The organism is Erwinia sp. STN24 (assembly GCF_041320675.1).
Lineage (GTDB): Bacteria > Pseudomonadota > Gammaproteobacteria > Enterobacterales > Enterobacteriaceae > Erwinia > Erwinia aeris.
Window position 1 is genome coordinate 23,802 of record NZ_JBGGPM010000011.1, and the last position, 21,651, is coordinate 45,452.

32 protein-coding genes are annotated in these 21,651 nt (G+C 54.4%); 14 read left to right on the forward strand and 18 right to left on the reverse strand.

Annotated features, from left to right (window positions below; all coding sequences use genetic code 11):
* Nucleotides 1-99 precede the first annotated feature (99 nt).
* The 9 genes from ACA373_RS21555 to ACA373_RS21595 form a co-directional block, all read right to left on the reverse strand.
* The gene (locus ACA373_RS21555) at nt 100-591 is read right to left on the reverse strand and encodes a hypothetical protein (RefSeq protein WP_370735084.1); all 492 of its coding nucleotides are present in this window, start codon (nt 589-591) and stop codon (nt 100-102) included.
* A gap of 83 nt (nt 592-674) precedes the next feature.
* Nucleotides 675-1,295 (reverse strand): type II toxin-antitoxin system RelB/DinJ family antitoxin, encoded by a 621-nt coding sequence (locus tag ACA373_RS21560; RefSeq protein ID WP_370735085.1) that lies wholly within the window; start codon nt 1,293-1,295, stop codon nt 675-677.
* Nucleotides 1,292-1,765 (reverse strand): hypothetical protein, encoded by a 474-nt coding sequence (locus ACA373_RS21565; RefSeq protein WP_370735086.1) that lies wholly within the window; start codon nt 1,763-1,765, stop codon nt 1,292-1,294. Before ACA373_RS21565 ends, ACA373_RS21560 begins: the two co-directional genes overlap by 4 nt.
* A 520-nt stretch (nt 1,766-2,285) precedes the next feature.
* Entirely contained in the window at nt 2,286-2,531 is a 246-nt protein-coding gene (locus ACA373_RS21570; RefSeq protein WP_370735087.1) for a hypothetical protein, read from the reverse strand.
* Nucleotides 2,532-2,760: 229 nt separating this feature from the next.
* Nucleotides 2,761-3,147: a hypothetical protein gene (locus ACA373_RS21575; protein WP_370735088.1), complete on the reverse strand. Its 387-nt coding sequence runs from the start codon at nt 3,145-3,147 to the stop codon at nt 2,761-2,763.
* 2 nt (nt 3,148-3,149) lie between these two features.
* Nucleotides 3,150-3,353, reverse strand: a complete 204-nt coding sequence (locus tag ACA373_RS21580) for a hypothetical protein (protein WP_370735089.1) — start codon at nt 3,351-3,353, stop codon at nt 3,150-3,152.
* Nucleotides 3,354-3,589: 236 nt separating this feature from the next.
* On the reverse strand, nt 3,590-3,760 hold the full coding sequence (locus ACA373_RS21585; RefSeq protein WP_370735090.1) for a hypothetical protein: 171 nt from the start codon (nt 3,758-3,760) through the stop codon (nt 3,590-3,592).
* Between the two features lie 85 nt (nt 3,761-3,845).
* Nucleotides 3,846-4,151, reverse strand: a complete 306-nt coding sequence (locus tag ACA373_RS21590; protein ID WP_370735091.1) for a hypothetical protein — start codon at nt 4,149-4,151, stop codon at nt 3,846-3,848.
* 7 nt (nt 4,152-4,158) lie between these two features.
* Nucleotides 4,159-4,485 (reverse strand): hypothetical protein, encoded by a 327-nt coding sequence (locus ACA373_RS21595; protein WP_370735092.1) that lies wholly within the window; start codon nt 4,483-4,485, stop codon nt 4,159-4,161.
* Between the two features lie 197 nt (nt 4,486-4,682).
* Between ACA373_RS21595 and ACA373_RS21600 the strand changes: the two genes are divergently transcribed.
* From ACA373_RS21600 to ACA373_RS21610, 3 genes are all read left to right on the forward strand, one after another.
* Complete coding sequence (locus ACA373_RS21600) at nt 4,683-5,423, forward strand: type II toxin-antitoxin system RelB/DinJ family antitoxin (protein ID WP_370735093.1); 741 nt, start codon at nt 4,683-4,685, stop codon at nt 5,421-5,423.
* Nucleotides 5,420-5,707, forward strand: coding sequence for a hypothetical protein (locus ACA373_RS21605; protein ID WP_370735094.1), 288 nt, complete (start codon nt 5,420-5,422; stop codon nt 5,705-5,707). The genes ACA373_RS21600 and ACA373_RS21605 overlap by 4 nt, the downstream gene beginning before the upstream one ends.
* Nucleotides 5,708-6,009: 302 nt before the next feature.
* Nucleotides 6,010-6,234: a hypothetical protein gene (locus tag ACA373_RS21610; protein WP_370735095.1), complete on the forward strand. Its 225-nt coding sequence runs from the start codon at nt 6,010-6,012 to the stop codon at nt 6,232-6,234.
* A gap of 55 nt (nt 6,235-6,289) precedes the next feature.
* Here ACA373_RS21610 and ACA373_RS21615 read toward each other — a convergent pair whose 3' ends face one another.
* Genes ACA373_RS21615 through ACA373_RS21625 form a run of 3 tightly spaced genes read right to left on the reverse strand, consistent with a single transcriptional unit; the run spans nt 6,290 to nt 7,174 of the window.
* Nucleotides 6,290-6,538, reverse strand: coding sequence for a hypothetical protein (locus tag ACA373_RS21615; protein WP_370735096.1), 249 nt, complete (start codon nt 6,536-6,538; stop codon nt 6,290-6,292).
* 36 nt (nt 6,539-6,574) lie between these two features.
* A complete protein-coding gene (locus ACA373_RS21620) occupies nt 6,575-6,817 on the reverse strand; it encodes an Arc family DNA-binding protein (protein WP_370735097.1) in 243 nt (80 codons plus the stop codon).
* A 21-nt stretch (nt 6,818-6,838) separates the two neighbouring features.
* Nucleotides 6,839-7,174 carry a helix-turn-helix domain-containing protein gene (locus ACA373_RS21625; RefSeq protein WP_370735098.1) on the reverse strand — a complete coding sequence of 112 codons (336 nt, stop codon included), beginning with the start codon at nt 7,172-7,174 and terminating at the stop codon, nt 6,839-6,841.
* Nucleotides 7,175-7,827: 653 nt separating this feature from the next.
* On the opposite strand from ACA373_RS21625, the gene ACA373_RS21630 reads away from it, so the two are divergent.
* From ACA373_RS21630 to ACA373_RS21655, 6 genes are all read left to right on the forward strand, one after another.
* Nucleotides 7,828-8,193 carry a hypothetical protein gene (locus ACA373_RS21630; protein ID WP_370735099.1) on the forward strand — a complete coding sequence of 122 codons (366 nt, stop codon included), beginning with the start codon at nt 7,828-7,830 and terminating at the stop codon, nt 8,191-8,193.
* A gap of 92 nt (nt 8,194-8,285) precedes the next feature.
* On the forward strand, nt 8,286-9,356 hold the full coding sequence (locus ACA373_RS21635) for a hypothetical protein (protein WP_370735100.1): 1,071 nt from the start codon (nt 8,286-8,288) through the stop codon (nt 9,354-9,356).
* Nucleotides 9,349-9,534, forward strand: a complete 186-nt coding sequence (locus tag ACA373_RS21640; protein ID WP_370735101.1) for a hypothetical protein — start codon at nt 9,349-9,351, stop codon at nt 9,532-9,534. Before ACA373_RS21635 ends, ACA373_RS21640 begins: the two co-directional genes overlap by 8 nt.
* The gene (locus ACA373_RS21645) at nt 9,519-9,920 is read left to right on the forward strand and encodes a hypothetical protein (protein WP_370735102.1); all 402 of its coding nucleotides are present in this window, start codon (nt 9,519-9,521) and stop codon (nt 9,918-9,920) included. The genes ACA373_RS21640 and ACA373_RS21645 overlap by 16 nt, the downstream gene beginning before the upstream one ends.
* A gap of 112 nt (nt 9,921-10,032) precedes the next feature.
* On the forward strand, nt 10,033-10,395 hold the full coding sequence (locus tag ACA373_RS21650) for a hypothetical protein (protein ID WP_370735103.1): 363 nt from the start codon (nt 10,033-10,035) through the stop codon (nt 10,393-10,395).
* A gap of 9 nt (nt 10,396-10,404) precedes the next feature.
* Nucleotides 10,405-10,623 carry a hypothetical protein gene (locus tag ACA373_RS21655; protein ID WP_370735104.1) on the forward strand — a complete coding sequence of 73 codons (219 nt, stop codon included), beginning with the start codon at nt 10,405-10,407 and terminating at the stop codon, nt 10,621-10,623.
* Between the two features lie 33 nt (nt 10,624-10,656).
* On the opposite strand, the gene umuC is transcribed toward ACA373_RS21655, so the two are convergent.
* The 3 genes from umuC to ACA373_RS21670 all read right to left on the reverse strand — a co-directional run bounded on the left by umuC (nt 10,657) and on the right by ACA373_RS21670 (nt 13,191).
* On the reverse strand, nt 10,657-11,922 hold the full coding sequence (umuC, locus tag ACA373_RS21660) for a translesion error-prone DNA polymerase V subunit UmuC (protein WP_370735105.1): 1,266 nt from the start codon (nt 11,920-11,922) through the stop codon (nt 10,657-10,659).
* Nucleotides 11,906-12,343, reverse strand: a complete 438-nt coding sequence (locus tag ACA373_RS21665; RefSeq protein WP_370735106.1) for a LexA family protein — start codon at nt 12,341-12,343, stop codon at nt 11,906-11,908. Before ACA373_RS21665 ends, umuC begins: the two co-directional genes overlap by 17 nt.
* Before the next feature lie 188 nt (nt 12,344-12,531).
* Nucleotides 12,532-13,191, reverse strand: a complete 660-nt coding sequence (locus tag ACA373_RS21670) for a type II CAAX prenyl endopeptidase Rce1 family protein (protein WP_370735107.1) — start codon at nt 13,189-13,191, stop codon at nt 12,532-12,534.
* A gap of 123 nt (nt 13,192-13,314) precedes the next feature.
* Here ACA373_RS21670 and ACA373_RS21675 point away from each other — a divergent pair, with 123 nt between their 5' ends.
* From ACA373_RS21675 to ACA373_RS21695, 5 genes are all read left to right on the forward strand, one after another.
* On the forward strand, nt 13,315-13,677 hold the full coding sequence (locus tag ACA373_RS21675) for a hypothetical protein (protein ID WP_370735108.1): 363 nt from the start codon (nt 13,315-13,317) through the stop codon (nt 13,675-13,677).
* A 120-nt stretch (nt 13,678-13,797) separates the two neighbouring features.
* Nucleotides 13,798-14,193 (forward strand): lytic transglycosylase domain-containing protein, encoded by a 396-nt coding sequence (locus tag ACA373_RS21680; RefSeq protein ID WP_370735109.1) that lies wholly within the window; start codon nt 13,798-13,800, stop codon nt 14,191-14,193.
* Nucleotides 14,193-15,482: a conjugal transfer protein TrbA gene (locus ACA373_RS21685; RefSeq protein WP_370735110.1), complete on the forward strand. Its 1,290-nt coding sequence runs from the start codon at nt 14,193-14,195 to the stop codon at nt 15,480-15,482. The genes ACA373_RS21680 and ACA373_RS21685 overlap by 1 nt, the downstream gene beginning before the upstream one ends.
* 16 nt (nt 15,483-15,498) lie before the next feature.
* Nucleotides 15,499-16,524: a thioredoxin fold domain-containing protein gene (locus tag ACA373_RS21690; RefSeq protein WP_370735112.1), complete on the forward strand. Its 1,026-nt coding sequence runs from the start codon at nt 15,499-15,501 to the stop codon at nt 16,522-16,524.
* An 11-nt stretch (nt 16,525-16,535) separates the two neighbouring features.
* Nucleotides 16,536-18,623 carry a conjugal transfer protein TrbC gene (locus ACA373_RS21695; protein WP_370735113.1) on the forward strand — a complete coding sequence of 696 codons (2,088 nt, stop codon included), beginning with the start codon at nt 16,536-16,538 and terminating at the stop codon, nt 18,621-18,623.
* A gap of 698 nt (nt 18,624-19,321) precedes the next feature.
* Here the strand turns inward: ACA373_RS21695 and repA are convergent.
* The 3 genes from repA to ACA373_RS21710 all read right to left on the reverse strand — a co-directional run bounded on the left by repA (nt 19,322) and on the right by ACA373_RS21710 (nt 21,650).
* On the reverse strand, nt 19,322-20,365 hold the full coding sequence (gene repA / locus ACA373_RS21700) for a plasmid replication initiator RepA (protein WP_370735114.1): 1,044 nt from the start codon (nt 20,363-20,365) through the stop codon (nt 19,322-19,324).
* 287 nt (nt 20,366-20,652) lie between these two features.
* On the reverse strand, nt 20,653-20,886 hold the full coding sequence (locus ACA373_RS21705) for a hypothetical protein (protein WP_370735115.1): 234 nt from the start codon (nt 20,884-20,886) through the stop codon (nt 20,653-20,655).
* A gap of 128 nt (nt 20,887-21,014) precedes the next feature.
* Nucleotides 21,015-21,650, reverse strand: a complete 636-nt coding sequence (locus ACA373_RS21710; protein ID WP_370735116.1) for a hypothetical protein — start codon at nt 21,648-21,650, stop codon at nt 21,015-21,017.
* Between the last annotated feature and the right edge of the window lies 1 nt (nt 21,651).

The following is a 21,651-nucleotide window of genomic DNA, read 5'->3' on the forward strand; positions in this document are numbered from 1 at the left end:
AATGCAAGAAGTATACGCTTCCTGCGTGAGGCCGGCCGCCTGGGCCGGGAGACTCGTTAATGATTTGCCGACTGCACCGGCGATCGGTACAGTCGCCTGTCACTCTTCGGGGGGTAAGCGGCGCAGCATCTCCGGCAGCAGAGCGGCGCCGGCGGTTATCATGGCGACGCAAGCCGCGATGCCGATATCCGGCGCGCCGTTCGCCCAGGTTGTGACGATAAGCGTCAGAACGGCACCGATCGCCATGCCCTTTTGGGCACGGTTTATCTGCCGGTAGAGCCGGCCTCTGAACGCATACATAAAGGCCATCGCCAGGGTCAGTCCTGAAACGTAAAACGCGCTGAAGGGTATGATAACCTCAACACCCTCATGCCCTCCCAACGTTAAAGGAACCGCGTTACGGATTTGCTCGGCCTCGGCAGCCTTGCTGAAAGCAGCGATTGATACGATATACGCAAAAATCCGGCTCAGATACAGATACAGGTGCTGGAGACGGAGCCGGCCGACAATAATACAAACGGCGAGCGCGGCGGCAGGTATCCACGCCCTGGCCGGATCGCAGATCAGCGTACCGGCGATAATGCATCCCATCGCACAGTTGTAGAGCCTGGCTGGCTGCTTTTCACGCCCGGCCGCCTCTGAAAAAACATTCCGCTCTTTCCTGCTAAACAGCCTCATTTAATTTTCCCTGAATAAAGCGTGTGGCCGGCGTGTGCCGCGTCCCTGTCATACTCAAACGGCACGGCAGTTTCGTTTATCTCATACTGGTCGGTATACGTCGCCAGCTGCCAGTAATAGCCGGTGAGCTGGCCGGCGACGGCGGTCAGCGTGGCGTTCATGTCCGGCGCGGCCTGGTCAATCGCGTTTTCTGCCCGTGCCAGGTTTTCACCTATCCACCGCCAGTAAAGCCCGGCGTCTTCGCCGTCTGTGCGCGGCAGCGGGTCAGTGCAGATCGCAGCGGCCAAAAACGGGGCGTTCCCGGCGATGTCCTGTCGCAGCCGCAGGCAGCGGACAGAGCAAAGCTCTGTCAAGTCCCGGCGTTCAACCGCGTCAGCCGGCAGCGCGGCCACGGTTGTGAGCAGCCCGGTGACGGCCCGAACGCGGTGAAGCGTAGCGCGGTAAACGTCCTCCGGGGATTCCGCCACGGGCCGAATCCGGTACGGCAGCTGACCATGCTGGGCAAGATAAAGATACAGATGGGTGATGGCCTGCGTTGAACTGACGCCCAGGTGCTCCAGCACCGCTTCCGCCTGGGCCTTCAGCTCATCGTCGAGCCGCACGGTAATAGATTTCATGGCGCCGTCCTCTCTGCTTCCGGGTGCAGCCAGGCGGAAACGAGCTGGCCGTCGGTCGCGTCCGCATCCAGCCGGCTTGCCTGATCCCACATCGATCGCACCATAATATTTTTGTCCTGTTCGCGCTGCGTCAAAACGTAGCGCGCATAAAGGCAGTCCTGCAGATCGTAACGCTTCTGAACGCTCAGCCGCTCGTCGGCCTTCAGATTCTTCAGGTTCTCATTGCACCGTGCGATGGCATCGGGCAGCCGGGGCGCGACGTCAGCCAGCCGGGTAACGCCCTGCAAGACCGGCGCCTGGCTGCCGGTGCCCGTAAGCGGCATCGGCCCGGACAACAACGTCGGGCCGTCCGGGACATCAACACCGTATGTCAACGTGGCGGATCGTATCATCGCCAGCGCGCCGGCAATCATCACGGCCAGCGTGACCATTTTTATCACCGTGGCGCGGCCGGGGGTAAGTTTTGGCATGTTGCTTCCTCGTGCTGCCGATCCGATCGCGCGCGACGGTCGGTTAAGGGACAGACCTGCAAAAAAGGGGCTGCGAAAATCCGGGTGCCGGCGTGCCTTAACCGCAGCCGACATTCACTGTCGCTTGCCTTCATGATTATTTTGCACTGCAAAATTGCAGTACAACCACACTGTAACCCGCCTGAGCCTGCACTGCAATATTGCAGTGCAAAAATTAAATACGAAGCGCGCCCCGTCCGGATTGCGGAAAAAACGCAATATGCGGAAAAACCAGATTTAACAGGGAGGGGAAAGCGGGGAAGCCGGCGGCCTTTACGGCGCCAGACGGGACGGCAGGCCGCGCCGGGCAAGGGCTGCGGGCAAAAGGCGGGCGAAAGAGGGCGATTGCGGAGAATTCCGGTAAACCGCAGCGGTGCCGAAAAGGGCGAGATACAGGGCGTTGCAGGTGAAATTATTGCGTCAGGAGACTGTTACAGGCGTAACTGACAGCAGGGTAATGATTGGGGATACCGGTGTCGCTTTACCGGCGCCGGCGCAGTTCTGCGTTGATGGCTTCCAGCTGGCGGGTATTGACAGCAATCCACTCACGGCTCGTCATGCCGCCGCGTGAGAAGATCCGTTCCCGCCATTCCGGGCTTTCCCATCTGGCGATGCGCTGCACGTTCTCGATGCCGAAATACGACAGCGGGAAAACCCGGAAGCAGCGATCCCACACCAGGAAGGCCACGGGCACAACGATGATGATCGCCAGGATAATGATTTCCATTAACTCCCCTCAAGCCCATATATGGGCTGTCTCTCAGACACTGTACGTTTTCATTCATCTTACCGCCAGCGGATCATCAGCGCCAGGCGGATACGCATTCTGCCGGAAAACCGCAACGGCATAAAAAAGCGGTCAGGCGGCACGGGAAAGGTGCCGGGATTAGTTCAGAAATGGGATAATTGCACGCGTGACGGTATGGCGGGGACGGAAAAAAACGCGCGGCGGCGCGTCACTGTTTCTTATAGACGCCCAGCAGGCAGGCCAGGCGAAAGATCGGGCGCATCAGCCAGTCTTTTTCATAGGCGGCTTCTGTCTCGCGCTCCATCTGGCGGCAGATATGCTTTCCCCATAACGGATCGTGGCGGCCTTCTTCTATTTCCCGGCGCACGGCCCGGTCACGGAATTTCATGGTCATCATGAAGGCGGCCAGCGTGAGGGCCAGCCAGGCCATAAGGCCAGCCGCAGCGGGAAAATCCACAAAGTTGGCGGCCGTCACCACGCCGAAGCCGGCCATCAGCAGCGACATAAAGAAGACGTTAAACACTGCGCGGAACGTGTAGTTAACGACGGTAAAGCCCAGGATTTTTCTTTCGGGCAGGGAGGTGCTAAACCCCATAACTATTCCCGCCCCCGGCGCCGGTATGACGGGTAGTTCAGCCGTTCAGCGCTCAGGGGCGGCACCTGCAGGTGCGCCTCGTCAACAACTCCAGGCGCCGCACCGGCGGGACGGTCGGCAATGGAGGCTATATAACGTCGGGCCAGCGCCTCTACATCCTCGCCTGAAGCCGGCCGCTCCACGGGGAATTTTTCATGACTTTTCATCGGCTTTTCCTTCATGTATGGGCCTGTCGTTTGCCCGCGCGTTCGGATTTTATGCATCTTACCCCTGTTTGCAGCCCTTATCCAGGCTGCTACGGGAAATACCGGTAAACCGCAGGGGCGGGAAAAACAGAGAGAAAAGGGGTGCGGCGGGGGTGATTGCGTCAGGGTACTGTTGCGGGCGTAACGGATAGCGGGCTAATGAACGGGCAGCCTGGGTGTCAGGCTGCGGAGGGGATTCAGGCGGACTTGCGCGCCGGCGTCAGCGCATGGCCGATCATATAGAGGCCCGCAATACAGAAGGCCGCAATGATGACGCCGGACGTCGCGCCGCCCAGGTCGTTCTGCTGCATCAACGCCGTAAACGCCTGCGTGCAGGTATCGATCAGTTTATTCAGTTCTGTCTGCATGGTTTTTATGCCTCTGATTAGGTCAGGTTAGAACGCATTCCGGCCCCGCATGGCGCGGGCGCGTCAGGGGATTGCGCTGTATGATTTATTGCGGCAGCTTATGGCGCTGCAGCGTGTCCCGGCAGCAGTCAAAGCCCCGGTAGCACAGTGCGGCCGCGATGAAGCAGAGCGTGGCAAACGCAAACGTCACGCCGGCCTGCACCGGATCTAGCCCCTTCAGGGTATAACCCCATACGCAGATAACCAGCCTGAAGGCGGCCTGAAACAGCATAAATGCGCCGAAAATGCCGAAGCCCCACAGCCCGCATACGGCCGCAGCCGTGCGCCTGTTCACGGCATACACCTCACCGCTCATCGGGTCACCGTTTTCCCTGTCTGATCTGTTCATCATAGTTTCCTTATTTCCGGCCGGAAGGGTGCGCCGCCGCCAGCTCGGCCGCGAACCGCTGCTCTGTCCGCTGGCGTATCAGTTTCTTTGTGGTGTTTTCCCAGCGACTGACCGTCTGCACGGTGCTCCAGTCCGGGTTATCGATCTTGTGCTGCACCATCTCCGGCGTGAAGGTGTCCAGCAGGATCAGAAACGCCTGCGGCGTGCTGGTATCGCCCTCACGCGCAAGCAGCTCAGACACGAAATGACGGGCTTCGCTGTCGTAAAAGTCCTCTCCGGGAAACAGATAATCGCCCAGCCTGCTTGAATAGCCCTGAAAATGTTTTTCCGATTCCATTTCGCCCCTCTGGCCTGTGAACGCTGAGCCTGATTACGTTTTACTCAGGCATCTTATCGCTGTCTTCAGCCCTTATCCAGGCTGCTGCGGTTAATCCCGCCTGATCACCGCGCCGTAAAAGTAGCGAGGTTCTGTTTAGTGCTGTATTATTGGCTGTACATTTTGCACAGCCATTAAACAATACAGTGGAGTTTACCATGTTCGGATCGATTGACCACACAAAAAGGGCCAAATCAGCTCAGCTGACCGTCCGCCTCGATGAACAGCTGAAGAGGCGCGCGGAGCTGAATCTTGAAGTGATGGGCATGACCGCCACGGAGGCCGTTGAGCAGCTTTACCGTTTCATCGCAGAGCACGGACGAATGCCGCTGCAGGCCAGGGTGGTGACGACAGAGATTAATCCGCTCGGCAGAATGGCGCACGCCGCGAAGCTGCTGACCGTTCCCGGCGCTGATGCGGACGCCGTGATGGCGGATATGGCTGAAGCGCAGCGCGCCGATTTTATGCAGAACGTCATGAACGTGCAGGGGGAAGAGGTTGCGCGCACCTTTGCCCGCTATTTCCTCAACTTTCTGATGATTCAGGGCGTCAGCTGCAGCAACCGTAATCTGTTTGAGGATGTTGTCACAGAGCGCGCACGGAAGCACGGCAAATGCGCCGCCGCCGTCAGCGCGATGCAGGACGCGCAGCGCATGGACGTTTCCTTTACCTTTCATAACGTCACGCTTGACGAGCTTCCGCTCTTTGCGGAGTCGCTGCCGGGTGAACTGATCGCTGAGTTCGGCTTTACGGCCGATGAAGCCACGACGGTGCTGAACCAGATCCGGCCCGCGCGTGACGGCCGGACACGTTACGGCTACGCGGCGTTAGTGGCCGGCGTCTGCGCCGGTGATGACGGCCCGCATACTTACACCTGGGACAGGGGGATTGCGCCATGAAAGCCAGCCATGCTGTGCGGGTTCGCGCCGCAAACGCCGGCTTTACGCCGGCCAGCGCCCGGCCGGGCGACTATGCCGCCCAGACCGCTCAGGCAACTGCCGTCCTGGAGAAACTGGCCGCACGCCTGCACACCGAGGGTGAGCGCATCCGGCCTGCGGTGCTGGCGGTTGCCGGCATGATGTATGAATGGTGGGAACAGGGGATAGCCGGCACGCAGGATCCGCACGAGGACGCTGACCGCGCCCGTTTACAGGCGATGGCGGCCGCGCTGAGAACGTCTTAACCGATCGCGTAACACTAATGAGGCAGTCAGGAGAAGACCATAAGGCGCTGCAGTCAGACCTGCTGCAGCCTGCGCGCGGCGCCGGCGGTGAGCGGGGCCACAACCGCATTTTTACGTATCAGCAGCCCGCCGGAACGTCAGGCGGCGGTTCTCGCGATCCCCGTATGGCAGAGCCTGGCGCTGCGTGATAACGTGGCGTGTTGCCGTCGCGATTGCATGGCTGTGCTCATTTTTATTAACCGCTTATACCGTCAGGCAGACGCGGTAATAACCGCTGTTAATTTATTACACTGGAGAGTTTTATGTTCAGTTTTATTTTTAATACCTGCGCAGCAATTTTCTTTTTCACTATAAGCCTGGGCGGTGCGCTCGGGATGTTTCTTTACGGCGATCAATTCCTGCCGATGCGTTATGCAACTACGGTGGGGTTGTGCGGAGTGTTGGGCCTGCTGTGCGCAGTGGTAGCGAAACAGGCTAAAGATGCATGGGATATCGAGCGGCGCAACCGGAACGCAGGTAAAAATTAAAGGATAAAAAAGCCGCCTGTCAGGCGGACTTTTTATGTCGAAGCATCTGCATTTACTATTTCCGGTAGTGGCGCATATCAGTGCGCACTGGATGATATTCTACTTCATCCAGTATTTTCAGCTTCTGTGAGGCGGAGTGAGAAGCGCTGTAGTTTATATAGGCTTTGATAAGCGCGTCTTCAGCTGTCTGCAGCTGGGGCGCCGTACACTGCTTCCTGCCGCTTTCGTTTAACGGATCGATAGTCAGTAGCGAGTCCGGGAAGGAATCGCATTGTGGAATAGTTAAAGGGGCTTCTTTTTTCATAGTCAAAATCCTAAACGTCTGGGTTATTCATGCCTTTTATGAAGGCTGCCGGCCACCATTTTGTTCAAGCTGAGCAAGGCGTTCTTCGATGCGTGCCATGCGCTCTTCCTGTGTCAGCGTGCTGGCTCCCTCATGCCGCTGCAGCCATGCGTCAATTGCACTATTTATCTCCTGATTCAGTGAGCGGCCATTCTGTTTAGCCAGCTTCGTCATCAGTTCTTTTTTATCCAGCGGCATTCTCAGATTGACCTGGGGATGCCGGTAAGCACGTTCTTTCATAACACACCTTCAACTTTAAAATCATGCCTGGACAAGGCGGAGCTGGCCTTTACCCGAAGCGGCGGGCTTAATAACTATCTCAATGTCGCATCCCAGATTATTAAGGCATTCCATAAGTTTACGTTCAGACAGATTGGTGATGTTGCCGCGCAAAAGGTTGGAAACCTTAGCCTGGCTTATTCCCATGCGCTTGCCTGCGTCGTTCTGGGTCAGCTCAAGGCGACGGACAATCCGGATAATCTCAACGGCCAGACCGCTTTTAACTTTCAGTTTTTCCGCGTCGGGAAGGCCAAGATCCGTGAATACGTTGCCGTCGCTGTATTCAACGGCCACGCCGTTAAAGGTTTTGCTTTTCATCCTGACCACTCATAGTTAATGCCTCTTCTGGTATAAACGCACAGCATACCACTTGTGGTATAAATCACAATCCTGAACAATAAAATAAATCGGCGTGCAGTAAAAGCAGGCTCGTGAGCCACGCAAGCTGATTAAAATAATAAAAAACAATCTGTTTTCCCTGTTATTTCTGCCCTCCAGAATCCTTTCCTCAGATTATATAACCCGGTTATTAAATTTATTAAGTCGTCAAAAACCCCAACAACTCTTGTGCCATGCGGCTTAATAAAAAATATTTTGTAAAAGTGCTTGCTTTTACAAAATATATTTGACACGAAGATCGATTTCGTATTATCATTAATACTATCAAAACAGCAAAATATTTGTTGTTAGGCATGAAAAGGTAAGGCTATTGGATAGAGACAACACCCGACGAAGATTTTACCCTGACATTTATAGTCAGTAGCGGCCCGGTGAAGTTATCAACATTCACCGGGCTTTTTTTATGCCCTGACCAGCTCGGCACATTAAGGAGGTTAAGTCGGCTGCTTTAAGTGAAATACATAAGTAAACGGTTCTTCCATTTTATTTAGAGGTAGTAGCAGTGAAGACAATGAATAAAGTGTTCGCTTTTAGTTTTTCAAAAAATACATTAACAAATAAGAGAGGTTTAAATGAAAATAAAGTTAGATTTAAAAAATGTCATGAAAAAGGCAACCGGCTATGCGTCAGTAAAATCCCGCCTCGCATTATCGGCCCTCCGTAGATTTATTACGGCATCGGGTAGGTGGTGCCTGTCTTATCTAAGGCAGGCGGCCGGAACGGCATTTGAAGGACTGCTGGGATACGTGCTTAACGGCACAGCCTTGCTCTCATTTCAGAGCCTGATTAGCGGGTTGATTTCGCCTCTGGGGCTTGCCCCGCTTGCGACTGAACTCACAGCAGCAATGCTGGCCGCAGTGGCTGTGTGGCAGGTTCGCAAGCTCTTAACGGGGCTTTTCAGTCTGTCAATGAAGTTAATCAGAAAGTTATTCAAGTAATACTTAAAGGGTGGTGAGTTGTCGCTCACGCCCTTATTAATATAACAACAGGCGACAATAAGATCAAATAAATTAGCCGTGGCCTGATATATTTGTGTGGTTTTAACCGCACTGGTTTTCCACGTCTGAAAATATACGAAAATATAATCCCTGCCACAAAATACGAAAATTTAATAAGCGGTTTTCCGGCAGGTATTGCATTCCGCGTGCCGCTAGTTCAGTCTTATGAACTCATTTTGAATCAAAAAGAGGTCATCATGGCTAAACTGCAGGTGCGAAACTTCCCGGATGAAATTTATGCCTACATCGAGCGGGCCGCCGCTGAAGGTGAGCGCTCCATTGAAGGTGAGCTGCGCCATACGCTTCGCCGGGTTTATACCCCTCAGCCTGCAGAAGCGCCGCAGCTGAGTCAGCTGGCGCAGTGGCAGCACGATACCGGCGCACGGCTGAGCTGGTTTATTGCCCAGCTGAAGCAGGACGGATACTTTAAGCGCGGGGAACCCGCCGATGCCATGCACGTTGCCCGGCTCGCGTGTGAATCGTCTCCGGCTTACCTGTTAAGGTGCCTGGATGGCGATGAGGCGTTGTCGTTCGATTTGGCTGACAGGCTGGCCCGCCGGTTTGACGGCAATGCCCACTGGCTTATGAGCGGCAATGGGCAGCCGTTTCCATGCCCTAACCTGGGGTCTCGCAACTGGAAGCACTTTTTCTCTGACGCCACGCCCGAAGATACGTTTCACCTGATCCGCCTGAGTATGCCGCGCACCTCGGGTACGCTGCTGTGCATCCGCCACTGCGCCACAGATAACAGCTACCGGGCGGGAGCCGTTCTGGAACAGTTTACACTCAGCACCGGCATGGGCAGCGGCGGCAGCGGCAATCTTTTTCGCTTTATGGAATACCTAAAGATGAACGGCCGTTCTGTTCGCACCGTCGGGCATGAGCTGAAACTGAGTGAAGATATTGAATACGGGAACCATCATCCCCTGTTTTATCTTCGACATACCCGGATCAGCGACTCTCAGTGGCTGTTCAACATGATGACGGGTGAGCGCCCCGGCTCCTGGCTGACGGACTTCAATTCCTACCTGAATAAGCTTGCAGCGGTGCCTTTTGAAGCATACGCGCCCGCGCCACAGGCGCAGGAGGCTGAACATGGATGAAATATGCCGCGATTATTACGAGTCTGCAGAAAATACGGCCATTAACCGCGCGCGGGCGTTGCAGGAACTTGCGAGACATCATTTCGACAGGGAGGAAGATATTGCGGAGTTTTACGAAGACGTGGGCGACAGTGATATTTATCGTGCCCAGGACGTGCTCCGATGGCTGGGATACTGATACCGGGCTTCAGGCAGGTTTACCCTGCCTGTTCCGGGCTAAAGGTCAATGCGTTGCGTATCGGCGGCCAGATGCTGAATCTCCAGTATCTGTTCGCCCGTCATTTTACGGCCATGATCGCCGCCGTCTTTGAACGTCAGATTGTCATCCCCATTCTAAAACGTTCCCCGGCACGCTTCCGGGCTAAAGGCTTCTACCTTGTTGTGCTGCACCAGTTTAACGTAAAGCACGCCGCAGAAGGGGCATGTCGTTGTGGAGTCCCAGCATGTCTCCTTTTCCGGTGCCAGCGTGCGGGTTTCCTCACCGCATTCCGGGCACTTAAAGGCCAGCAGATGGCAGTCGCCTGCCTGCAGCTGCGCGATGTATTCGCAGTAGCGCTCGCGTAGCGCTACAAGCCTGGCACCGGTGATTTTCGCGGTGGTTTCGCATGAAGGGGAATTACTTCTGATAGTATGTTGGTCTACCCTCTTTACCGAAAACTACTGACAGCCGGAGAAAATGATGAGTGAAAATTTTGTCGTGGTGAGCGCAGATACCGCGCATAAAGCCCCATTGATCGCCGGCTATCGCCACATACACGCAATGGCAAGCATGGAAGGTGAGCTGCTGACCATTGCGGCACTGCAGGACATTGACGGAACCACTGATGAGCATATGGACAGGCTCTGCAATATCGCAGGAGCATTCGTAGATGCAGGCTATGACAGAACGGAAAACATGAGCGAGAGCTGCGCGCGCCTTGCCTGGGACATTGAGCAGCTGGGATTGCATATAGATAACCCGGCGTGGACGGAATGGCTCAAAACGTTCCCGCACCAGAGAGCAGCGGGCCAGAAAACTTTTAAAAATGACATGGAGTAAGGCATTTATATGAAAATGAAATATTTGCCAAGCCTCGTACTAATCGCCATTGCGGGCGGCGTTACGTGGTGGCTGTCAAAATCGGCGGATAATGCAGTAACCTGGCCTTTGCAGTGTGTTCTGGCCGGGGTGGTGTTAGGGAACAGCGTCGGTTCCGGAAAGAAAAAATACTGGCCCGGCTATGCTGCAGGCTTTGTTATCGGCTTTGGCTGCGTGGCAGCATCCTAAGGGCTGATCGCCTTTCAGCGGGCGTGAATGCGCTTACCTGACTACAGCTACCGGTATATCCTTCCAGCTTGTCATGTATGACGGGCTGAGAAGGCGCCGCCTCATTGCAAAATCTGTCGATATGCCTTCCCCGGCAAAAAATATCCGGCTTTTCCCTTCCCTGTTAATTTTGTCGATTGTCTGCATCAGGCTGTCACTCCCCGCCCGCATCGCGTTATCGCTGAACAGATCGAGCTGGGCGTGCCGGTCGCGCAGATCGCACAGCATTACCCCGGCTTTGGCATAGCGTATGCCGTCCCGCCATATCCGGCTGAGTGCGCGCTGAGCAGCCTCCACAATGTCCCGGGTGTCCTGTGACGGCACAATGAGCGTTTCAGCGGCCTGATTACCGTACTGAATATCCCCGGTCGCATACGGGCTGGTACGCACGAATACGCTGACCACGCGCACATAGCGTTTTTCCTGCCGCAGCTTTTCGGCAGCCCGCACCGCATAGCCCGTGACTGCCTGCTGCATATCCTGCAGCTGCGTGACGCGCTCCCCAAAGCTGCGCGAGACAACCAGCTGTTGTTTTGGCTCCGCATCTTCTTCCAGACCGAAACAGATCTCGCCGCGCAGCTCGCGTATGGTGCGCTCCAGCACCACGCTGAACTGCCGCCGCGCAAGCCGGGTATCCATGCGACACAGATCAAGCACCGTCCTGACGCCCATAGCGTTTAGGGATTTCCCTATCCGGCGCCCGACGCCCCAGACTTCCTCTACCGGCAGGATGTGCATGAGCTTTTCCAGGCGGTGCCGCTCGGTCAGCGCCACAACGCCCCCGGTTGCGGGCCATGTTTTAGCCGCATGATTGCAGAGTTTCGCCAGGGTTTTCGTGGCCGCAACGCCAACGCCGCACGTCAGCGTGGTCTGCAGTTGAACTTCGTCACGCAGCTGCCGTCCGAACGCATCAAAAGTCATGGCCGTCTGCAGCCCCCGGACGTCGCAGAACAGCTCATCAATGCTGTAAATTTCGGTGCGGGGCGCCAGTGCTTCAACCACGGATGCAAACCGCGCAGACATCGAGGCATAAAGCGTGTAGTTCGACGAAAAGACCGCCACGTTGTTGCGCTCCAGCACCGGCCGCGCTTTGAAATACGGCTCGGCCATCTTCAGGCCCAGCGCCTTTGCCTCCCGGTTCCGGGCCACAATCGCGCCGTCGTTGTTGCTCAGGACGACAACCGGCCGGCCGGCAAGATCGGGCCTGAATGCCTGCTCGCACGCGCAGTACATGCCGTTGACGTCAATAAGGGCAAACATGGCCGTGTTTCCTTACCGAAAACGTGACCACGCCCCACAGCTGCAGGCTGTCGCCTTCAAAGTAAATGGGATGATAGGCAGGATTCAGGGGGGCAAGGTGTGGCCGGGGGGTCAGCCGGAGCTGCTTGACGGTAAACTCATTATCCACGCTGGCGATCACGATGCTGCCGTGCGTGGCCTCTTCAGCCCGGTCTACAACCAGAATATCACCGTCGTGAATGCGCGCATCCCGCATCGAGTCGCCCGACACGCGCAGAAAATAGGTCGCGCTGGGCCGCCTGACGCAGTAATCGTGAAGATTCAGGTCGTCGGCCTCATAGCCTGCGGCCGGACTTGGAAAGCCAGCCGGGATGTTTTCTGCGAAAAATATCGCTGTCTGTGTGCCTGCTAACGTGCTCGGCAGAATGGGTATGAGTGTCATTTTGCATCACTCTGTTTACTGGTTTTTTATCCAGTATATTTCACAGGGTGAAAAAGTGGCAATACAAACGGATCGGCAGAAGGCGGGAAACGGCAGGTCAGGGGGATATTAACCCGTAAAATCAGTACCTGCCGGACGTAAACTTTACAAATGGCCGCCAGCAGAATACCGCTGCCGGCAGCAGCAATTCAGAGGTTAAGCAGCATAGCAATCACGCCAGCTTCAGCGTGCAGCAGTACCGGCAGCAGCAGACCACCACTGCGCAGGCGGGCCAGACTCAGCAGCAGCGCCACGGCGAACAGCTCGATAAAGGTGATCAGGTGCTTATACTGGCCGTGCATCATCGAGAAGATAACGGCCAGCAGAACAGCCCCCACGTAACCTGTCCAGGGGTTGCGGGTGATAAAAATATTCAGCAGCACGCCTCTGAACACGATCTCTTCAGAAAGCGGCGCCAGCACGACAGCAGTAAACACAAAAGCACTCAGGGGAAGCGCAGGCAGGGACAGCATCATTTTGACCCAGGGTTCATTCGGTATGTGCATCACCTTCTCAGCCAGGAAACAGGAAAGATAGATAGCCAGCATTCCCAGCGCAAACAGTGCAGCCTGGCGCCCCTGAAAACGGCCAACTGGCAGCGGCTTCACCCAAAGGCAGTAAGGTATGGCGAGGATCAGCAGCGTAACGAGTCCCGTAAGGTGCTGGAAAAACTGCGAGTACAGGCCAAAATGAAGCGTTCCGCTCAGCTCATCACCGCGTGAAAGGGCATACATCCAGCACAGGTATATGAAAATGCTGACGACGATCAGCAGCGCTGTTTTGAAAATAAGACGAACATTTGAGGCCATAAACAGATTTATCTCCCTGTGGATTTATTTGTACTTGATTGCAAAGCGATACTAATGAAAACTCACAGGGTAAGGAAACAATTTCCTAAACTATTCACAAATTGATATTCAATGAGGTATGAAATGAAACGTGTATTTTTAATCGGCAGCTTACTGGCTGCGGCTTCTTTCAGCCCGTCTCTTTTAGCGGCTCAGTCTGCCCAGGATGCCAGCGTTGATGCACGCCTGCTGATCATTTCTACCCAGCTCGACAAGACTAATGCCTTGCTGGCAAAGATCGTTGGTGAAGCGCCTGATAATGCCGCTGCTGAAAAGCCTCGTATCGAGCCAGAACTGACTAAAAGATTAGATGCTTATAAAGAACGAATCATAAACACCTGTTCTGGCTTCAATGCAGACGCGCGCCGCTATCCGGAAGGAGAAACGATAGTGGTGAAGGGCAAAACCTATAAGTGTGTGACCAGCCCGCACTGGCAGGAGCAATAATCCCTACTCAATCCGTCTTAATAGCCCGCGTAACGCGGGTTTTTTTGTACCCGCGAATTCTTTTAAAACTCAAACGGTGGTATATTTTACGCTCAAACTGAAAACAAATCGGAGAATGAAATGGTTGACTTACCCCCTACCATTGAAGTGCCAACCTGCATGGTTGAAGCTGCCGAAAGGTATCAGATTCCGCTTCGTGCATTTATGGCGGTGCGTATCACAGAAGGCGGAAAGCTGGGAATGCAAAAGGTAAATAAAAACGGCACCATTGACTACGGGCCTTTTCAGATAAATACGGTCTGGGCAAAGCAGCTTGCCGCTGATTTCGGGATCACCCCTGACATGCTGACCAACGACTTTTGTACGGCAGCCTACGCCAGCGCCTACATCATCAAATTCAACATCCTTGAGGCTAAAGGTGATTTATGGCAGGGGATCGGCTTTTATCATTCTAAAACGCCGTCACTCAACCTGGCTTACCAGGGGAAAGTTTACATGAATTCTCTGAGGTTCTGATGTCAAACCGATCTAACCCTAACCATACATCCGATAACGATAGTTTGTATTTCTACGGCGGAATGCTGGTTATTCTGGCCCTGTTTTGGATAATCTCTAAAGAGTGGATAATTTACGGCATCTGTCGGCTGCTTTTTTTCCTCTACGACATTATCCCCTCACCCCTTCTTCCCGGTGATACAGAAGCCACAAAGACACTGCTTTACCAGGCTGCCATGCACCCTGACCGCGTAGGGATCATGGACTTCGTAGACGTGCTGAACATGACCGCCATCATTTTGCTGCCTCTGCTTCTTCTGTTGTGTGGGCTGTTTACCCGGATAATACTGCGCAGCCCTTTTTATCGCCTCACGCGCAGGATCACGGTAGATACCCTGCCCTGGGTGATGGTGAAGAACTCTCCCGGCATTGCGCACGTTTTGGCCCGCTTCGGCAAGTTTGACAAGCTGCTGCTTAATGAAGATCCGGAAGAGGCCAAAAGCGCCCGCTCACCGGTTGAGTTTTCCGAACAGCACAGCCTCATTGATGAAGATAAAAAGCGGCTACGTAAAAAAGCGGCTCACAAGGTGCTGATGGCGCAGATTAATCTGCCTGGTGAAGGTCAGCAGGTTCAGCTGGCTCCACATGAAAAAGCGCTGGCCGCCGCCTTCGTTTACGTGCGCTTCATGTCCGATCGTCCCTCAGCTAAAAGCCTGCTTGACCGTCTTAACCTGTCATGTCTGAAGACCAAAGACGGCTTTCCCGATTACAGCCTGGCGGAACAGGACTGGCAGCGCGTGTCGGAATGTCAGCCCTTCCGGGAATTCTGTCGGGGAAGAGGCAGCAGCCGCACGCTGCTGCACGCCCTGTTTGATGATGACCTTCAGCTGCCATCAGCACAGTTCCGCTGGCTCAAAGGCGTTGATCGCACGCTCTGGATGACGCTTTCAAGCGTTGGCCGTGGCAAGTTCTTCATCGAGGGCGCCGGCGTGATTGCCTGGAGCTTCTGCGAGAGCTATATCCGCACCCTGCCCCCGGAAGAAGCAGAATCGTATACCCCGACCGTGCGTTCTGCCGTGCTGGGGCTGGAACGCGAGCTGGCCCGGTTCGGGCGGGTTGTACGGCCTAAGCCTCAGCTGGCGACCGCTGAATCTGAAGCGCCTGAAGAAGCCCCGCCATTTCCCGTGGAATCAGACGGCGATGATGATACGCCCCCTGAACAGGCTTATGACTTCGGTTTCCCCCCCCCGACAAACAAGCCTGCCGGCAACGAACCGCCGCCGGCCGCGCCAAACCATTTAGAGCTTTAACCCGGAGAGAATGTACATGACTAAACTCAAATTCAGCACCGATCAGAAGGCGCTTTACATCGCCGGTAAGGGAAACTTTTCTGAAACCACCCAACATGCCTTTCCCCTGTCAGATTTTCATCTGAACCTGCGGGCTGTTCACGATGCTTCGCCCGGCCAGCAAAGCTATGTGCTTGAAGGGTCAACCTCACACGGCACGCCCGTGCGCATTGCCGGCTTTGATACCGAATTTGAAGCCGTTAAAACCCTTCACACGCTGCAGGCCAGGCTGCGCCGGCGCCGTATGCTTGATTCAGCCAGCCGGTTTGCCCGCGTGGTGTTCTGGCCCGCTGCCGGCGTTCTGTCGGTGCTGGCTCTGACGGTATCGCTGAACGGTGCGCTATCCAATCTCGCCGCCGCACCGTATATGGCAGCGCAGCCTGCCCTGCAGCAGCCGCCAGCACAGGCAGGTTTGCAGCCGCCGCAGGCCAGCAACAGTAATGCTACCGCGCAGCGGCCTGATGCCGATCCGCTTTCGGTGTATCTCAGTCAGATGCAGGGCCCGAAGCTGCTGGCCGCGAGCGATCTGGCCTCTTTGCAGGATGCCGTCAAAAACGGTCACTTCACCGTCAGCCTGTCGTCAGGCCATAAAAAGACGCTCTACGTCTTTTCCGATCCCCGCTGCCCTCACTGCCGCGATTTTGAACCCCGCCTGCAGCAGCTGAGTAAAACATTCAACGTGGAAATTTTCCCGGTCAGCGTGTTTGACGATCTCAAATCTCTGGTGCGCGCAGCGCCGGTACTGGATACGGACAGAGACAAACGCGCGGCACAGTGGAGCGAAACCATCCGGATGCCGCTCAGCACGCTCGATCAGAAAATGGATAATCCGACTGAAGAGCCTAAAACCAGTGGTGCCATGCTGGTTAACGCCAACAACACAGCGTTTGCGAAGTTCCAGTTTTACGGCACGCCAACCATCATTGCCGACGATGGCCGGCAGATACCTGTGGGTGTGGTTAACGATGATAACCTGCTCAGTCAGTTTGAAGCCGGCAAATAACGGAGTTGCTTATGCAGAACGAAGCCGTAGACAGATCGAGGGTGACGCGCGCGCAGCTGCGCACCTCGCTTTCCGAAAAGCTGCTTAACCCGGCGACGCTAATGCTGACGATGGCCGGCATGGCGGGTGCCGGTTATCTCTGGCCGGCAACGCTGCCGGTCAGCATGGTGGTAATACCAGGGCTGATGATTGGTTTTACCGATCGCAAGTACCGCGCCCCGCTCCGGATGCCGCAGGACTGTGGTTTGTATGATGAGACGCTGACACGCGAAACCAACGAGGAATCACGCTGGCTGTTCTTCCGAAATGTCTCACGCAAAATGGTTAGGGTGAAGGCAAAAGGAATTTTTTACCTGGGCTACGAACGTGGCCGGCTGTTCGGTCGCGAAGTCTGGCTGACGCTTTCAGACTGCCTGCGCCACATGGCTCTTTTTGGTACCACGGGCGCCGGTAAAACGGACACGTTTTACGGCTTCATCGTCAATGCCCTGTGCTGGAATCGCGGATACAGCATTTCCGACGGTAAGGCCGATAACAAGCTGGCCTTTGCCAACTGGTCGCTATGCCGCCGGTTTGGCCGCGAGGAAGATTTCTACGTGCTCAACCTGCTGACCGGCAGCGTTGACCGCTTTGAAAAAATGATCAGCAATGAAGGTGAACTGCCACAGTCAAACAACGTCAACCTGTTTGCGGTGGCGCCGCCGACGTTCATCATTCAGCTGATGGAATCCATGCTGCCAACTGTCGGAGGCGACGGCGCGCAGTGGCAGGACTCGGCAAAGGCCATGATGACGGCGCTGATTAATGCCCTGTGTTACAAGCGTGCGCGGGGCGAGCTTCAGCTGTCACAGCGCGTCATACAGCGCTATCTGCCGCTCACGGAAATGGCCGCGCTCTATCTGGAAGCAAAGGCCAATGGCTGGCATAAGGAAGGCTATGAAGCGCTGGAAACCTACCTGGCAAACGTGCCAGGCTTTCAGTTTCCGCTGGCCGGCAGCCCGGAACTATGGGATACGCAGGTTTATCAGCAGCATGGCTTCCTGAGCCGCCAGTTTATCAAAACGCTGTCCCTGTTTAACGAAACCTACGGCCACGTTTTTCCGGAAGACAGCGGCGACATCATCATGCGTGACGTTTTACACAACGACCGCATACTGGTTGTGCTCATTCCATCAACGGAGCTGTCGCGCGCAGAGGCTGCCACCCTCGGTAAGCTCTACATCACCATGCAGCGTATGACCATCAGCCAGGATCTGGGTTATCGTCTGGAAGGAGGGCAGAAAGATGTCATGCTGACGCACGCTGTTGATCATAAATTCCCCTACATGCTGGACTACGATGAAGTGGGGCAATATTTTGCCGACGGTATTGACACACTTTTTGCTCAAATGCGCGGCCTGGGCTATATGGGCGTGGCATCAAGTCAGGATTTGCCCGGCATGGCGCGCGGCGCTAACGGCCAGGAAAAGTCGATGTTGGCGAACACCCGGACTAAATACTTCATGTCGATCGAGGATGAGGAAACCTTCGAGATTCTGCGCAAGGCAGTGGGCCGTGATTATTTCTCTGAACTCTCCACGCTAACCCGGAAATCAGGCGATTTAAGCACCACCTACGAAGACGACGACCAGTATCAGATCCGTGAGAAAGACCGTGTAGACATCCGCGAAATGCGCACCATGAAAGAAGGTGAAGGGGTTATCTCCTTCCAGGACGCACTGGTGCGTAACGCGGCGTTCTACATCCCGGACAGCGACAAGCTCTCCAGCACGCTGGAAATGCGCATTAACCGGTTTGTGGAGGTGCTTGTTCCGAACGCCGGCAGCCTCAAGGAAATCTGGCCTGAGCTTCACGAAACGGATGAAGATCAGAATGATGATGAGCAGTGGTATAACCTGCCGCCGGTCAGCCTTAACAGCTACGATCGCCGGGTAAACGGGCTGCTTGAGAATATTGAGTGCTTCTATGAAACCCGCGTCAACAGCATGAATACGGCAGAGCTGTCCGTCTGCTTATTCGAAATTTTTGATGAGTGGCTGGATGATTCTGACGACACGCCGCTTTACCAGCTGCAGGACGATCCATTCCCGACTCTGTGAGCCTTTCAAAAAACGTTCTCAGCGCCACGCTGCGGGCCGATCACTTAGAGGGGCTATAATGCCCCTTTTTTACGGCGGTCGTTTCTCTGCGTGGCTGTGGTTGCGCCCTTCATGGTTTTTTAGCCCTTCCTTTCCCTGTTAAATTTTACTGACTTTCAGCCGATACTGGATTCTGAACTGCCGCAGGCAGCTGTGCTAAGTAATTACAACATCCTCATTGAGTTTTCCTGCCGCACCGTGGTGCGGTGGGGAAACACATCGAGGGCACAGGCTTACAAACGGCTTTGCCCGGCATTGCCGGGAGCTACCATAGCTCTTTAGGTTCTTTAGCTTTTTCTGGCCGTCGTGGCGCTTGCGCCGCTGAGAGGCCAGGCTATCCCCGTTATTCACCGTTTTTTGGTGCTGAATAGATTTTTATTTTTACTTTAGTAAAAAGAAAAAATCTTAGGTTTTAGAATGTTTTGCACATTCAGACAGGAATGGATTGCTAAGAAACCGCCTTTGAAGATTGCGAATTTATGTGGATAACCAAAATCGCCATGATGCGGCAACATAAATCGGGAGTTTTGAATCAGAAAAGTGCTCGGAAAAACCGGTGATCGGCGATGTTAAAGCCGGTATGCGGCTGCAGCTACGGATAGCGGCCAGCAGAAAAACCGCCGGCGGCGGTTGGTAAAGGAACGGTCAGAAAGTGCTCGTCAGTGAGGCGGCGAATGGCTTTCCTGATGCAGCGCAAGATCGAGCTGACGCAGGCGGTTGTAGCACAGCTTTTCAAACTCATCCGGCGGCATACTGTAGCGCTCGCTGTACGGCATCGAGCGGGCTAAATGGTCTGCGATCGCAGCCATGCGTTCATCAAACGGCTGTGGCCGCAGTTTGCGCTGCAGCTTGTTTTTAACCGCAGCTTCGCGGCGGGAAATGAGCGTCTTATGACGCATCTGCTCCAGCCAGCGCTTACGCGCAGCGCGCACGGTGATTTGCTCACCCGGTGCAACTAAACCTTCATACTCTGCATCGAGGCGCTCCTGGCGCTGCCGGCGCAGCTTCTCCACATCAATCCCGATTATTCTCCAGCCCAGGTCTGAAATTGCTACATGGGTAGGAAATCTTTTACGGTTGAATGAGTCCCATTTAATCACGTCGCCGTCTTCCACGGCTTCCAGAACGCCGAACTTCAGCAACTCTTTAATCAGCCGGCAGACGCGATATTGAGTCACCCGCTCAACGATATTGCCGTCTTCATCTTTCGTGCTCAGCTGTGTGGCCAACTGTGAGATATTCAGTGTAATGAGGCAGGTGGCCAAGTCGGTGCTGCTGACTAAAAGCGGGAAAATATGATTGATCAGCTGACGGCGGATCGCATAGAAGCCACGCTTACGGCCGACAGCTTCACGCAGCTGGCGGAACACGGGATGATTAGCCAGGCGGATGCGCAGCTCAGTCCGGCCGGTTTTACGGTCAGTGACGACAAGGCGGGAATAGGCATGGCCTATTTCACCAGGCAGTTTTTTAAATGATTCAGGCCGGAAGTAAACAGGTTCCGGGCACAGGCATTTCGTGGAATGCTCGCCGCGCCGGCGACGTGACACGATGATTTCCTGAGTCCCGTCAGTGTCCTGGACATGGAAATGCGGTTCAGACACATCTAATGCGTTAAGTGAACGCTCTTCATGGAAGGTGATCTGCTCTTCAAGTGAGAGCTGTGACCAGTGCAGTTTTGAGGTTGGTTTATTCTTAATCACCTGACCCGGCGCTTATTGGCGGGGTCAAGGGTTGCATAAATGTAAGCATGTGCTCTATAATCCTTCTCGAAAGGACGCATCAACCTGAAACCCCTGAATTCCTGCTCACTCCGCCAAGATTGAAGAAGGATTCGGGGGTTTTGCCTTTCTGGCTTTCGCCAGCACTTCAGACGCTATTCCGGGAACGTCTCACCCACTTAATTCTGTTAATAATACGTAATCTTGTGTAAACGCCGCATAACATACCATGCTGCTTTACATCGATCAATGGTTACACACTACCTTAACTATTCTTCTTGATCAAACGTCTTGTTCTCAAATGCACTATTTATCAGGATTTCCAGCACCTGTGTCTGTGACAGTTTCGACTTTTTAGCCAGTTCATTCAGACGCTCTTTCGTGCCTTTCAACAGGTATAGCCTCATATCGGCGTGCGTTTCTTTTCGCTGCAGACGCAGCTTGCGCGTCTTATCCCTGTTTATCTTACGTTCGTCTTCTAAGCTATGCTTGTTAGCGGTCATTATCGGCCCTAACCTTTTATTTAATAGCTTCCAACTATACAAAAAAAACCGCCTAAAAGCGGCGGTTTTTTCAGATTTACTTCATTTCTGTAGTGTTACTTAACTCAAATTTCCGACTGCTTTCATAATTAGTAGTCACGCTTCATCATCCAGCCCGCTGCGACCATCTGAGATTTGGTGGTTTCATACATACCGCTCGCCCTGTTCGCTGCGTATGTCTCTCTCATCTTACAGGCCATCTCAATGCCTCGGTAAGCTCGATCGCCATCGAGAACGGTAAGCCTCAGAGTTGGAATTGCTCTGTTCCGCAAATTAAGCTCTAACTGGTTGCCGAAGCGATCAAAACTTTCAACCATGTCCGTATCGAAATAGAGGCGCTCTTGTTTATTCGCGCCGATTTCGTACAGCGTGCCTATAGCGATAATGCCGGTGCTGAAGTCTATGCCGAAATAGCATTTCTGAGCACGGACAACCTGCTCATCTTCTTTTGCCGGCATGTAGTAGCCGTTCACCTTCATCGAATCTACCAGCTTCATCAGCTTTGAGCTGCGGTACTGCGCACGGACGTAAAGAATCAGAGCCACTTCAATCACTACCAGAATGCCGATCGTGCCGGCTGAATACCGCCCCACAGAGCTGCAGATGGCAAAAAACATGACTACAGCGAGAATAATACTCGCAGCGGTAGCCAGCCGATTGATCGCATAGCCAACATTTTTAGGCTTCGCTTTGTTCTTGGTGAGGTTCATCGCTAATTCACTCATT

Coding starts and splice junctions, on each gene's coding strand:
- ACA373_RS21555 (WP_370735084.1), bottom strand. CDS start 591: ATGGGATGCATTATCGCCGGTACGCTGATCTGCGATCCGGCCAGGGCG.
- ACA373_RS21560 (WP_370735085.1), bottom strand. CDS start 1,295: ATGAAATCTATTACCGTGCGGCTCGACGATGAGCTGAAGGCCCAGGCG.
- ACA373_RS21565 (WP_370735086.1), bottom strand. CDS start 1,765: ATGCCAAAACTTACCCCCGGCCGCGCCACGGTGATAAAAATGGTCACG.
- ACA373_RS21570 (WP_370735087.1), bottom strand. CDS start 2,531: ATGGAAATCATTATCCTGGCGATCATCATCGTTGTGCCCGTGGCCTTC.
- ACA373_RS21575 (WP_370735088.1), bottom strand. CDS start 3,147: ATGGGGTTTAGCACCTCCCTGCCCGAAAGAAAAATCCTGGGCTTTACC.
- ACA373_RS21580 (WP_370735089.1), bottom strand. CDS start 3,353: ATGAAAAGTCATGAAAAATTCCCCGTGGAGCGGCCGGCTTCAGGCGAG.
- ACA373_RS21585 (WP_370735090.1), bottom strand. CDS start 3,760: ATGCAGACAGAACTGAATAAACTGATCGATACCTGCACGCAGGCGTTT.
- ACA373_RS21590 (WP_370735091.1), bottom strand. CDS start 4,151: ATGATGAACAGATCAGACAGGGAAAACGGTGACCCGATGAGCGGTGAG.
- ACA373_RS21595 (WP_370735092.1), bottom strand. CDS start 4,485: ATGGAATCGGAAAAACATTTTCAGGGCTATTCAAGCAGGCTGGGCGAT.
- ACA373_RS21600 (WP_370735093.1), top strand. CDS start 4,683: ATGTTCGGATCGATTGACCACACAAAAAGGGCCAAATCAGCTCAGCTG.
- ACA373_RS21605 (WP_370735094.1), top strand. CDS start 5,420: ATGAAAGCCAGCCATGCTGTGCGGGTTCGCGCCGCAAACGCCGGCTTT.
- ACA373_RS21610 (WP_370735095.1), top strand. CDS start 6,010: ATGTTCAGTTTTATTTTTAATACCTGCGCAGCAATTTTCTTTTTCACT.
- ACA373_RS21615 (WP_370735096.1), bottom strand. CDS start 6,538: ATGAAAAAAGAAGCCCCTTTAACTATTCCACAATGCGATTCCTTCCCG.
- ACA373_RS21620 (WP_370735097.1), bottom strand. CDS start 6,817: ATGAAAGAACGTGCTTACCGGCATCCCCAGGTCAATCTGAGAATGCCG.
- ACA373_RS21625 (WP_370735098.1), bottom strand. CDS start 7,174: ATGAAAAGCAAAACCTTTAACGGCGTGGCCGTTGAATACAGCGACGGC.
- ACA373_RS21630 (WP_370735099.1), top strand. CDS start 7,828: ATGAAAATAAAGTTAGATTTAAAAAATGTCATGAAAAAGGCAACCGGC.
- ACA373_RS21640 (WP_370735101.1), top strand. CDS start 9,349: ATGGATGAAATATGCCGCGATTATTACGAGTCTGCAGAAAATACGGCC.
- ACA373_RS21645 (WP_370735102.1), top strand. CDS start 9,519: ATGGCTGGGATACTGATACCGGGCTTCAGGCAGGTTTACCCTGCCTGT.
- ACA373_RS21650 (WP_370735103.1), top strand. CDS start 10,033: ATGATGAGTGAAAATTTTGTCGTGGTGAGCGCAGATACCGCGCATAAA.
- ACA373_RS21655 (WP_370735104.1), top strand. CDS start 10,405: ATGAAAATGAAATATTTGCCAAGCCTCGTACTAATCGCCATTGCGGGC.
- umuC (WP_370735105.1), bottom strand. CDS start 11,922: ATGTTTGCCCTTATTGACGTCAACGGCATGTACTGCGCGTGCGAGCAG.
- ACA373_RS21665 (WP_370735106.1), bottom strand. CDS start 12,343: ATGACACTCATACCCATTCTGCCGAGCACGTTAGCAGGCACACAGACA.
- ACA373_RS21670 (WP_370735107.1), bottom strand. CDS start 13,191: ATGGCCTCAAATGTTCGTCTTATTTTCAAAACAGCGCTGCTGATCGTC.
- ACA373_RS21675 (WP_370735108.1), top strand. CDS start 13,315: ATGAAACGTGTATTTTTAATCGGCAGCTTACTGGCTGCGGCTTCTTTC.
- ACA373_RS21680 (WP_370735109.1), top strand. CDS start 13,798: ATGGTTGACTTACCCCCTACCATTGAAGTGCCAACCTGCATGGTTGAA.
- ACA373_RS21685 (WP_370735110.1), top strand. CDS start 14,193: ATGTCAAACCGATCTAACCCTAACCATACATCCGATAACGATAGTTTG.
- ACA373_RS21690 (WP_370735112.1), top strand. CDS start 15,499: ATGACTAAACTCAAATTCAGCACCGATCAGAAGGCGCTTTACATCGCC.
- ACA373_RS21695 (WP_370735113.1), top strand. CDS start 16,536: ATGCAGAACGAAGCCGTAGACAGATCGAGGGTGACGCGCGCGCAGCTG.
- ACA373_RS21705 (WP_370735115.1), bottom strand. CDS start 20,886: ATGACCGCTAACAAGCATAGCTTAGAAGACGAACGTAAGATAAACAGG.
- ACA373_RS21710 (WP_370735116.1), bottom strand. CDS start 21,650: ATGAGTGAATTAGCGATGAACCTCACCAAGAACAAAGCGAAGCCTAAA.